The organism is Komagataeibacter melaceti (assembly GCF_003403295.1).
In the GTDB taxonomy this organism is placed as follows: domain Bacteria; phylum Pseudomonadota; class Alphaproteobacteria; order Acetobacterales; family Acetobacteraceae; genus Komagataeibacter; species Komagataeibacter melaceti.
Genome location: NZ_QUWV01000039.1, coordinates 91,089 through 102,950 on the forward strand (window position 1 = coordinate 91,089; position 11,862 = coordinate 102,950).

Annotated in this window: 9 protein-coding genes; 3 read left to right on the forward strand and 6 right to left on the reverse strand. The window is 64.2% G+C overall.

Annotated elements, in window-relative coordinates; genetic code table 11:
- Window positions 1–4 precede the first annotated feature (4 nt).
- Window positions 5–466, reverse strand: a complete 462-nt coding sequence (locus DY926_RS05160) for an SUF system Fe-S cluster assembly regulator (RefSeq protein WP_116702383.1) — start codon at window positions 464–466, stop codon at window positions 5–7.
- A gap of 121 nt (window positions 467–587) precedes the next feature.
- Window positions 588–1,883 (reverse strand): DUF445 domain-containing protein, encoded by a 1,296-nt coding sequence (locus tag DY926_RS05165; protein ID WP_116702394.1) that lies wholly within the window; start codon window positions 1,881–1,883, stop codon window positions 588–590.
- Between the two features lie 153 nt (window positions 1,884–2,036).
- Between DY926_RS05165 and DY926_RS05170 the strand changes: the two genes are divergently transcribed.
- Together DY926_RS05170 and DY926_RS05175 are read left to right on the forward strand one after the other, a co-directional pair.
- Window positions 2,037–4,841, forward strand: a complete 2,805-nt coding sequence (locus tag DY926_RS05170; RefSeq protein ID WP_116702395.1) for a phosphoenolpyruvate carboxylase — start codon at window positions 2,037–2,039, stop codon at window positions 4,839–4,841.
- A complete protein-coding gene (locus DY926_RS05175) occupies window positions 4,822–5,694 on the forward strand; it encodes an MBL fold metallo-hydrolase (protein WP_116702384.1) in 873 nt (290 codons plus the stop codon). The genes DY926_RS05170 and DY926_RS05175 overlap by 20 nt, the downstream gene beginning before the upstream one ends.
- Before the next feature lie 201 nt (window positions 5,695–5,895).
- Here the strand turns inward: DY926_RS05175 and fusA are convergent, their stop codons facing one another.
- The 4 genes from fusA to DY926_RS05195 form a co-directional block, all read right to left on the reverse strand.
- Window positions 5,896–7,983: an elongation factor G gene (fusA, locus tag DY926_RS05180; protein WP_116702385.1), complete on the reverse strand. Its 2,088-nt coding sequence runs from the start codon at window positions 7,981–7,983 to the stop codon at window positions 5,896–5,898.
- A 211-nt stretch (window positions 7,984–8,194) separates the two neighbouring features.
- A complete protein-coding gene (rpmB, locus tag DY926_RS05185; protein WP_116702396.1) occupies window positions 8,195–8,494 on the reverse strand; it encodes a 50S ribosomal protein L28 in 300 nt (99 codons plus the stop codon).
- Between the two features lie 179 nt (window positions 8,495–8,673).
- Window positions 8,674–8,940 carry a hypothetical protein gene (locus DY926_RS05190; protein ID WP_116702386.1) on the reverse strand — a complete coding sequence of 89 codons (267 nt, stop codon included), beginning with the start codon at window positions 8,938–8,940 and terminating at the stop codon, window positions 8,674–8,676.
- Window positions 8,941–9,038: 98 nt separating this feature from the next.
- Window positions 9,039–10,877 (reverse strand): ABCB family ABC transporter ATP-binding protein/permease, encoded by a 1,839-nt coding sequence (locus DY926_RS05195; protein WP_116702387.1) that lies wholly within the window; start codon window positions 10,875–10,877, stop codon window positions 9,039–9,041.
- Window positions 10,878–11,003: 126 nt separating this feature from the next.
- Here DY926_RS05195 and DY926_RS05200 point away from each other — a divergent pair, with 126 nt between their 5' ends.
- Entirely contained in the window at window positions 11,004–11,855 is an 852-nt protein-coding gene (locus tag DY926_RS05200) for an NUDIX hydrolase (protein ID WP_116702397.1), read from the forward strand.
- The last annotated feature ends 7 nt before the right edge of the window (window positions 11,856–11,862 follow it).

Sequence of the window (11,862 nt, forward strand, 5' to 3'; positions counted from 1 at the left end):
CAGTTCAGGCCGTGGCTTCGGGCGCGATGAACATGGTTGGGGCGTTCATGGTTTCCAGCCTGTCGGTAACGGTGTGGTTCTTCATGTCCGCCAGCGTGATGCTGGACAGGGCATTGCGGATGGCGGAGTTGACCAGATCCCACTGCTCCCCCAGCCCGCAGGTGGAGCGGGCGTCGCAGTCACCACCATCAACGCAGGTGGTCAGCGAGATCGGGCCATCAATGGCCTGGATCACGGTGGCGATCGAGATTTCCTCCAGCGGGGAGGCCAGCCTGTAGCCGCCGCGCGCCCCGCGCTGGGAAATCACGACACCCTGCGTTGCCAGAATCTTGAGCACCTTGGCCACCGTCGGTTCGGGAATGCCCGTCGAACGGGACAGGACAGGCGAGGTCGTGACCCCTTCCTTCTGCCCCAGCCGGACCAGAGCCACCACGGCATAATCGGTCAGTTTCGACAGTTTCAGCATTCCGTTCTCCCGTACGTCTGGCCCGGGGCACTAATTGGACCGAAACAGTACTGTTTCATGAATTCCCAGATGGGCCACCTGCGGCGCGTCGTCAAGTCCTAACGTACAATACCCGCGCACCCTACCCGATCCCGGTTCCGAATATGAGTTGTAATAGCACGGACAGGCCACACCCGGCCATAAAACCGACCAGTGTTCCATTAAGGCGGATATACTGGAGATCCTTGCCTACCCTCAGTTCCAGCCTGTCGCTCAGGCTTTCCGCGTCCCATCCGTTCACGACCGAGTAAATAAAACGCGACATCCGCTCCCGCAGGAAGGGCAGGCTGCCCAGAATCATGCCGCGCGCGCCATCATTTATGCGTTTGCGCATGGTCGCGTCATGATACATCTGTTCCGACAGGCGGTGCAGCGCATCGCGCACGATGGTGGCGGCCCAGCTTGTCTCCCCCTTGCGCATGTCTTCCTCGATCATGCGGCGCAGGCGGTGCCAGACCTCGCTGCTCCAGCCACGCACGCTGTCATGCGTCAGCACGCCCATCACCGCATCGGTAATCTCGCGCCTGCGCTCGCCATCCTGCTCGATCCGGTCGATTTCGGAGCGCACCCATGTCGTGAATCCCTCGCGCAGTTCCGAATTCTGCGGGTCGATCCGGTCAAGCTCCTGACTGGCCGCCAGCAGCACCTTGGTGGCGATCGAGCCGCCAATGGCCCAGCCCAGCACGCGCCCGCCCTGTTCGCGCACGCGGTCCTCGATCATCGCGCGCAGGGCCGGCTCCTTGGCCTTGAGCCCCTCCTTCAGCCGCGCGAGCAGGAAGGACAGCACCTCCTGATGGCAATCTCCCTCCACCATCGCGCGCAGGCTGCGGGTCACGACCGGCGCGATCTCCTCACCACCCAGCAGGACGGGCAGCATCCGGGCGATGGCGAGACTCGCCCGCCCGTCCTCCAGCCGGTCCAGCACGTGCGGCACGGAGCCAAGCACCGCGCGGTTGACCATTTCCGCCGTTTCCGGCTCCTGAAGGATGTTGCCGAGGATCGAAGGCAGGTCGATGCGGCTGAACGCGGACGCAACCTCCTTTTCCGTAAAGACGTTGGTGGAGACGAACCGCCCGAGCGCCTGCGCCAGCCGTTCCTTCTGCGCGGGCAGGATGGCGGTATGCGGAATCGGCAGGCCCATCGGCCTGCGGAACAGCGCGGTCACGGCGAACCAGTCCGCCAGGCCGCCCACTACCCCGGCCTTGGTGCCCGAACGCAGGATTTCCAGCCAGGGCCGGTCCGCCAGCCAGCCCATCTGCGGCAGGGCGTACCCCGCTACCGTAAGCGCCGCCATGGCGCCCAGCAGGCCGGTTGCGGACCGTTTATACCGCTGCAGTACCTGCCGCGCGTCCTGATCCGACTGTGCAATACCATTCATGACATCATTGATACCATTGTCTTCTCCCCAGCCCAAGCAACACTCGCCCCCCTACCCCAAATACCCGTGAAATGATGCTCCAGACATTGCGGCCCGCACCGGAACATGGGATTTGAAAAGGGCCATGACGAACTTTTACAACAGGACCACACGATGACCGAAGCCGCCGCGCGGAATGCGTCCGACCTGCTCCAGCAGGCCGAGCGCCTGATAGCCAGCCATGACGAGACCGCATCGGGCAGCCCGGTCATGGCGCTGGCACGCCACATCGGCCGGCAGATGGGCAGCGGCGCCCTGCCCATGGATCAGGTGGAGGACATCGTACGCCTGCTGCGCGACAGGGCCTTTGCCGGGCGGGCCTATCATATCGCCACCTACCTCGATGGCCCCGACGAAAAGACCGTAACCACGCGTATGTGTACGGTCGCGCGCCGGATCGTGCAGCCCGACCCCGATGACAGCCCGGTGCCGATCGCGCGTTTCCGCGCCGCCATCGAGCGCAGCCGTTTCGCCGCCGTCTTTACCGCGCACCCCACTTTCGCGCTGGCCAACCCGGTCTATGAGGCGCTGGCCGAGCTGGCATCCGCCAACCCGTCCGAGCCGCCCGCCCATGTCCCGGCCTTCCTGACGCATCGCCGCGCGGGGCCGCCCACGCTGGATGAGGAATTCAGCCTGGCCACGCAGGCCATCCTGCGCGGCCGCACGGCGCTGGACAGGCTGAATGCCATCCTGCTGTCGGAAGCCCGGACGCACTGGCCCCAGCTTTGGTTCACGCTGGTCCCGCGCCCCATCATCATGACAAGCTGGGTCGGGTACGACACCGATGGCCGCACCGACATCGGCTGGTGGGATACGCTGCGCCTGCGCCTGCGCATGAAGCAGCTCCAGCTTTCCCGCCTGCATGACCAGGTGGCCACGGTCACCGACTGCGCCAATGACCTGCTCCAGCGCATCGACACCGCGCTTGACGCGGTGAACGAACAGATCGCCGCCTGCCCCACCGGCCCCGAGCCCGAGGCGGTCTCGCGCTTTGCCGATGTGCTGATCAACCGCAGTGCCGACGCCCTGACCAGCACCAATGACCTGAGCGCTACCTTTGGCGAGGCCATTGACGCGGCGTCGGCCGATGACAAGATGACGCTGGCGGTGGCGCGCGCGGGCTTCATGGCGCATGGCCTGTCGGCTGCGCATACGCATACGCGGCTCAATGCAACGCAGCTTCACAATATCGCGCGCCAGCGGCTGAACATTACCGACAGCCCGGACGTTCCGGCCCAGCGCCGCGCCCTGATCAGCCGCATGAACGAGGCGCTGGATACGGTCGAACCGATCGAGATCGACTTCGGCTCGCTGCTCATGGAACAGGCCAGCGCCGGGCGGCTCATGATGACCGTGCGCCAGATCCTGCGTCATATCGACCGCACCAGCCCCATCCGCTTCCTGATTGCCGAGACCGAAACCGGCTACACGCTGCTGACGGCGCTGTGGCTGGCGCGGCTGTACGGCATTGACGACATGATCGAGATTTCGCCCCTGTTCGAGACGCAGGATGCGCTGGAAAATGGCGAGCAGATCATTGAGGAAGCCCTGCGCTCCCCCCACTGGCGCGCCTACCTGCACCGCACGCGCAAGCTCAGCCTCCAGTTCGGTTTCTCCGATTCCGGGCGTTATGTCGGGCAGCTTGCCGCCACCTATCTGATCGAGCGGCTGCGCATCAAGGTATGCGACCTGCTGCGCAAGTGGGACCTCGCCTTTGTCGAGGTGATCCTGTTCGACACCCATGGCGAGAGCATCGGTCGCGGCGCGCATCCCTATCGCCTGGCGGACCGCTTCGACTACCTCTCCCCGCCGCATGCCCGCGCCCGCTTCGCCCGCGCCGGTATCCAGCTACGTGAGGAAACCGCCTTTCAGGGTGGGGACGGCTACCTCCTGTTCGGAACGCAGGCGCTGGCGGATGCAACGGTCAGCATCATTGCCGAACATGCCTTCACCACCACGGCGCTTGATCGCGACCCGGTTTATGACGAGCCGGATTTCTCGGCCGATTTCTTCTCCACCATCGCCAACGGCATGACCGGGCTGGTGGAAGATCCCGGCTATGCGGCCCTGCTGGGCGCGTTCGGGCCGTCGCTGATCGACAAGACCGGTTCACGCCCCTCGGCACGGCAGAGCGACGCGGCCTCCACCGTTACCCGCATCAAGCATCCCAGCCAGTTGCGGGCCATCCCCAACAACGCCATCCTGCAGCAGCTTGCATGGTGCGCGAACACCCTGCAGGGGCTGGGCACCGCCGCCGCCCGCCACCCCGAAACATTCGAGAGGTACCTGGCCGAAAGCCCGCGCTTCCGCCGGGCTATGGACTTCGCCGCCCATGCGCTGGCCCATTCGGACCACGGGGTGCTGCGTGGCGTCATTCACCTGCTGGACCCCGACCTGTGGCTTGAGCGCGCCACCACGCAGAAGGACCCGGCCCGGCAGGAATCGTTCCTGTCGCTCATGCACGGACTGGAAAACCTGGATTTCTGGGCCAGCACGCAGGCCATGTTCCGCCGCATCCAGTCCGACCATCTGGCCCTGCGCCGCGCGTGGCCCGAAGCGCCGCACATGCAGCCCGATGAACTGCTGCTGCATGCCATCCGCATTGCCATTATCGAGCATATCTGGCTGCTTTCCACCCGCATCCCGTATTTCTCGCCCCGGCATGCCTTCTCGCGTGATGTGCTGACGCTGAAGGTCCTGTGCCTGGACATTCCCACGGTGCTGACGGAACTGGAGCAGATCTTCCCCTACCGCTCGGACGGCAGTTTCGACCTCGACTTCCACGAGCCGCATGGCCCCCGGCAGGAAGGCACCTACAGCCGCGAATACACCGACATCTTCGAGCCGATGCAGCGCCTGTTCCAGACAGTGCGTGAAATCAGCACGGGTGTGATGCACCATGTCGGCGCCTTTGGCTGAGGCCGCGCAGCCATCACGCAACGGGTGGCGGGTCACTGAACCGCCACCCCTGTATGATGTGCCACTGCCCGAAACCCCCACCATAAGGCGGGTCGTGGCCAACAACCCCGGCCCGATGACCGGCAACGGCACCAATAGCTGGGTGGTCGAACATGCACAGGGCTGCGTGATCATCGACCCCGGCAGCGCCACCCCCGAACATCTGGACGCTCTGGTCAACGCAACCGCCGGGCACCCCGTAACGCATATCATCCTGACCCATACCCACCGTGACCACCTGGAGGGCGCGCGCCCGCTCGGGGAGCGACTGGGTGTCCCGGTATGCGGGTTTTACCAGAGCGCCGAGCCTTCGTTCACGCCCGATATCGGCCTGCATGATGCTGACGTGATTGCGGGCCTGCGGGTGCTGTATACCCCCGGCCATGCCAATGACCATATCTGCCTGGAAACGCCGGACGGGATCATCTTTACCGGTGACCATGTGATGGGCTGGTCCACGACCATGGTGCCCCCTGCACCCCACGGGTCGGTGCGGCAGTTTCTCGACAGCATGGATTACCTGCAGCAACGCAACAGCCACCTGCTGCTCTCCGCCCACGGCCCGGCCATTACGCAGGTGAACGAGTGCATCAACGGGCTGGTCGCCCACCGCCACGCGCGCGAGAAAAGCATCCTCGCACTCCTGCCCGCGACACCCCGCACGCTCGATGAAATTCTGGACAGCATGTACCACAAGCTGCGCCCCGGCCTGCGCCGGGCGGCCCGGCTGAACCTGCATGCCCATCTGGAAAAACTGCATGAGGAAGGACGGGTCAGCCTGCATGATGACAGGTGGGCGAAAATAACGCCCTGACCCGCATGGCATGGCGGCCGCGCGTCTCTCCGCGTCGCCCCCATCCGCAATAATCACACACCTGTCAGGCACATCCCTGCCCACCCCCTCCGGCGGGCGGGTCATCCGCGTCCTTATTTTTGCTGTAACCGGCAGACGGCAGGCCAAAAAAAACCGGCCCACATGGGGCCGGTTTCCTCAGGCGCTCTCTTTCGAGAAAGATCAGGCGGACTTCGCCATGATCTCTTCCGCAACGTTGCGGGGCACCGGATCGTAGTGATGGAACTGCATCGTGAAGGATGCACGGCCCTTGGTCATCGAACGCAGGTGCGAGATGTAGCCGAACATTTCCTTCAGCGGAACCTGCGCACGGACCATGACGGTCGAACCCGAGCTTTCCTGGCTCTGGATCATGCCACGGCGGCGGTTCAGGTCACCCACCACGTCACCAACGTGATCGTTCGGGGTGGTGATTTCCACGTCCATGATCGGCTCGAGAATGACCGGGCCGGCCTTCTTCATGCCTTCACGGAAGCAGGCCTTCGCAGCGATTTCGAACGCCAGGGCCGAGGAGTCGACATCATGGTACTTACCGTCCAGCAGCGTGAACTTGAAGTCCACCGTGGGGAAGCCCGCGAGCACGCCGGTCGTGGCCTGCGCCGTGATGCCCTTTTCCACCGCCGGGATGTATTCCTTCGGCACCGTGCCGCCGACGACCTTGTTCTCGAAGGAGATGCCTTCGTTACGCTCGACCGGCGTGAACTCGATCTTCACTTCAGCGAACTGGCCCGAACCACCCGACTGCTTCTTGTGGGTGTAGGTTTCGGTGTGCGTCTGGGTGATCGTTTCACGATACGCAACCTGCGGGGCACCGATGTTCGCGTCCACGCCATATTCACGACGCAGGCGGTCGATGATGATGTCGAGATGCAGCTCACCCATGCCGGACAGGATGGTCTGGCCGGTTTCCTGATCGGTCTTCAGACGCAGGGAGGGATCTTCACCCGACAGCTTCTGCAGCGCCAGGGTCATCTTTTCCACGCCGTCCTTGGTCTTCGGCTCAACGGAGATGTCGATGACCGGGATCGGGAAGGTCATGCGTTCCAGCACCACCGGATCGGTGGGGTCGGCCAGCGTGTCACCCGTCTGGCTGTCCTTCAGGCCAACGAAGGCCGCGATGTCACCGGCATGGACTTCGGACAGTTCCTCGCGCTTGTCAGCATGCATCTGATAGATGCGGCCGATGCGCTCCTTGTGGCCCTTGGTCGTGTTCAGCACGGTGTCACCGGTCTTCAGCACGCCACGATAGACGCGCACGAAGGTCAGGGTGCCGTATTTGTCGTTGATGATCTTGAAGGCGAGGCCAGCGAACTTGCCATCCGGGTCAACCGGGATGATCGGCAGCTTCTTCTCGTCAACTTCCTCATCTTCCGGCGGGGCGATGCGGATGCCTTCCACGTCGTCCGGCGCGGGCAGGAAGTCGATGACGGCGTCGAGCAGCGGCTGGACACCCTTGTTCTTGAAGGCCGTGCCGCACAGGACGGGACGGAACTCACCGGAGATGGTGCCCTTCTTGATGCAGCGCTTCAGCGTCGCGACCTCGACATCGCCCTTGTCGAAGTATTCTTCCATCGCCGCGTCGTCCACCGCCAGCGCGGTGTCGAGCAGGTTCTGGCGGGCTTCCTTGGCCTTTTCCAGCAGGTCGGCGGGAATTTCCTCGTCATGGAACTTCGCGCCCAGCTCACCGCCTTCCCAGACGATGGCCTTCATCTCGATCAGGTCCACCACGCCGACGAAGTTTTCTTCGGCGCCGATGGGAAGCTGCAGCGGGATGGCAACGATGTCCAGCTTCTCCTTCAGCGTGTCGAACGCGCGGTAGAAGTCGGCGCCGGTGCGGTCCAGCTTGTTGATGAAGATGATGCGGGGCACGTTGTAGCGGTCAGCCAGACGCCAGTTGGTCTCGGACTGCGGCTGCACGCCGGCCACGCCTTCGATGATGAAGACCGCGCCATCGAGCACGCGCAGCGAGCGGTTGACTTCGATGTTGAAGTCGATGTGGCCCGGGGTGTCGATGATGTTGATGCGGTGCCCGGCCCATTCGCACGTCACGGCGGCGGACGTGATGGTGATGCCGCGCTCACGTTCCTGCGCCATGTAATCGGTGGTGGTGTTGCCCTCGTGCACCTCCCCGATCTTGTGCGACACACCCGTGTAATACAGGATGCGCTCGGTCGTGGTGGTCTTGCCGGCATCAATATGCGCGGTAATACCGATATTGCGAATCAGGGACAGATCAGACTTGGCGGACACGGGATTACCTCCACAAGACAACACGGGCGCGAAGGGGAATCCGTCCCTTTCGCGCCTGCCGGAACCGTAAGCTGCTTCCGCCCTCAGTCTTTTTCAACCCGGACGACGCAGACCGGCACAGCGGAACAATGCGCCAGACATCAGTCAGGCTTTTACAGCGCCGGGCCAGCGCCCTGCCCCCATGGGGCGGGGCGGCGTGGCCCGTGGCGCATCAGGCTACGGCAGCCTTCTTTTCCTGAACGCGCAGGATGCGACGCTTCACCGTCATGGCTTCCGGCGTCAGCTTGCGGTTCGGGGTGGACAGCAGGAACGCGTCCAGCCCGCCATTGTGCTCGACCGTGCGGATGCCGTTGGTGGTCATGCGCAGGGGAACGGCCGTGCCGAGGATATCGGACAGCAGCGAGGTTTCCTGCAGGTTGGGCAGGAAGCGGCGGCGGGACTTGTTGTTGGCGTGGCTGACGTTGTTTCCGGTCAGCACGCCCTTGCCTGTGATCTGGCAGCGGCGAGACATTCTATCATCCTCGGATATAACTGTGGCCGAGGCATAAATGCCCGGCAAGGATCGTCTTGATTAGGCGCGGCTTATCGCCAAACCGCCGCCAACAGTCAAGGTGCATAAGCGTGATTCGGCATTTTTTGTCCCGGAAAGGGCCGGGATCACCCCTTTTGCCCCCTTCCGGCCCCCGTGGGTCAGCCCGCCTTGCGGTCCTGATCGGGGTGCAGTTCGCCCGCCTGCACGCTGTGCAGCGCGTTTTCCAACATGGCCTGCATCGTCTCGCGGCCCATGGTGCGCGACAGCAGCCCCAGTGAGCCACCCAGCAGCGCGGACGCGATGGCCACCGGCGGCAGGTTCTCACCGATCATGTATTCAATGGCCTTGTCCACCACCGCGCCGCAATGGCTCAGTTCGGGGGGGATGGCCTCGGCTTCGGGCGGCTGGTTGCTTGTTTCCGTCATCTTGCGGCTCCTTGTGGTCTTCAGCCTGATATGGGCTTGCCTGCCGTCCCTTACCAGTACGACGCGGATATGAAACCGGTAACAAGCGCGCGTGAAGCCTATACGGCGGCGTCTTCCTCCGCCTGGGCGGCCCACATCCGCGCGTAATGCCCGCCGCGTTCCAGCAGCGCGCGATGGGGGCCGCGCTCCAGTATGCGCCCCTGTCCCATCACGAGGATTTCATCAGCATCGACAATGGTGGACAGCCGGTGGGCGATGATGATGGTGGTGCGGTTGGCCGCCACCGTGTGCAGCGCGGCCTGTATTTCCTGTTCGGTGCGGGTATCGAGCGCGCTGGTCGCCTCATCAAGCAGCAGCACGCGCGGGTTTTTCAGGATGGTGCGCGCAATGGCCACGCGCTGCTTCTCCCCGCCCGACAGCTTGAGGCCGCGCTCACCCACGCGGGTGGCGTAGCCTTCGGGCAGCGAGATGATGAAATCATGGATGCAGGCCAGACGCGCCGCCTGCTCGATCTCGGCCTGCGTGGCGCCAAGGCGGCCATAGGCGATGTTGTAGCCGATCGTATCATTGAACAGGATGGTATCCTGCGGCACCACGCCCACGGCACCGCGCAGCGCCGCCTGTGCGCAGTCACGGATGTCATGCCCGTCGATCAGGATGCGGCCTGATGTCACGTCATAGAACCGGAACAGCAGGCGGCTTATAGTGGACTTGCCCGCCCCCGTAGGGCCGACAATGGCCACCCGATGCCCTGTCGGCACATGGAAGCTGACCCCGCGCAGGATCTCACGGTCGGGATGGTAGCTGAAATGCACGTTCTCGAAGCGGATGTCAGCAGCCGGGGCTTCATCAAGCCGCGCGGGAATGGAAACCGCACCGGGGGAATCGGTAATGTCCGCCTGCTCGTCCATCAGGGCGAACATGTGTTCGAGGTCCACCAGTGAATTGCGCAGCGAGGAATACACGCTGCCAAGGAAGTTCAGCGGCAGGTAAAGCTGCATGAGGTAGGTGTTGACCAGCACGAAATGGCCCATCGTCATGCGACCGGCCTCGACATCGCGCCCCGCCATGAGCATGACGGCAATCAGGGCCAGGGCTATGATTGCCGCCTGCCCGAAATTCAGCCCGTTGAGGGAAATCTGGGTGCGCACGGCAGCGCGTTCGTAGCGGCGCTGGGCATCCTCGTAGCGCTGGCGCTCATGTTCCTCGTTATTGAAGTATTTTACGGTCTCGTAGTTGAGCAGGCTGTCCAGCGCCTTCCAACTTGCCTCGCTGTTGATGTCGTTCATCCGCCGCCGCAGCCCGATCCGCCACGACGTGAACCCGATGGTGAACGCCACATAGGCCGCCACCGCCAGCAGCATCACGATGGCGTAGCGCCAGTCAAACAGCCGCCAGATCACGGCTATGACCATCAGCGCCTCGATCATGGTGGGCACCACGTTGAACACACCCACGCGCAGCACGGTCTCGATCGCATCCGTGCCGCGCGCGATCGCCTGCGTCACGCTGCCTGACTGGCGGTTGAGATGAAAGCGCAGGGATAGCTGGTGCATGTGGGTAAAGCTGCGCATGGCCGCGATCCGGCTGATCCGGTAGCGCAGGGGCGCGAACAGGGCGTCACGCAGTTCGCCCAGCGCGGCGGCGGCCATGCGCAACAGCCCATACCCCACGATCAGCATGAGCGGCATCATCGCCCCCCGCCCCGCCGTGGGCTGCAGGGCGTCGATCACCCGGCTGTAGGCATAGGGCACGCAGATCGTGGCGATCTTGGCCAGGATGAGCAGCAGGCACACAGCCCCCACCCGCAGGCGGGTGCGCGGGTCGTGAGAGGGCCAGAGATAGGGAAGAAGGCCACGCAGGGTCGCGGCGGCGGAACGCTCCGGCCTGTCATGCCGGGCCTTGTCGGTAACAGCCATCCGCATGCCATGCGGCATCTGCCCCGCGTTTTGCAACCCATATTCCCTGCACCCGGCAGGTCCGGCGCAGGATTGTCAGCATCCGGGACAGCCGGTATGCCACCCATGGCCCAAAAGACAGGGCCCGAAAGACAGGGATGGATCATGTCACACAGCCTCGATGGTTTCTTTCGGCATATTACCGCCTGCAATACGGCGGTCCTGCCCGGGGGGCGGCTGGAATTCCGGCTGGGCCACCAGCCCGCGGGCTGGGTGCAGCCCGACCTGCTGCCGGTCCTGCTGCGCCATGGCATGACCGTGGCGGGCCGCACCGTCACGCTGGCCGACCCGGCGCGGCTGGAACAGATCGGGGCGGACATGGCGGCGGAAGGGGTCTATCGCTCCCACCACGAACTGTTTGATGTCTGGACCGACATGGCCGCCCCGCCCGTGGCCCGCATCGACCGTGGCGCGCTGCCGCTGTTTGGCCTGATGGCGGCGGGCGTGCACCTGAACGGGATCGTGCGCCGCGCGGACGGGCTGCACCTGTGGGTGGCCCGCCGCGCCATGACCAAGCGCCTTGACCCTGGCAAGTTGGACCATCTGGTGGCGGGCGGCATCCCGGCGGGGCATACCGTCATCCAGACCCTGATCAAGGAAGCCGCGGAAGAAGCCAGCCTGCCCGAGGAACTGGTACGCAACGCCCGCCCCACGGCGGACATATGCTACGCGCTTGACAGGCCGGAGGGATTGCGCCGGGATGTGCTGCACTGCTTCGAGCTGGAACTGCCACCCGATTTCGTGCCCGTGCCCGCTGATGGGGAGGTGGAGGAATTCCGCCTGATTCCCCTGCGGGAAGCCTACGAACTGGTGCGCGATACCGATGCGTTCAAATTCAACGTCAACCTTGTCCTGATTGACCTGTTCCTGCGCACCGGCATGATTGATGCCTCCAGCCCCGACGGCCAGCGCCTGCGCCGTGGCCTGACCGGCTGGCACACCCCCCACCCCACCTGAACTCCCC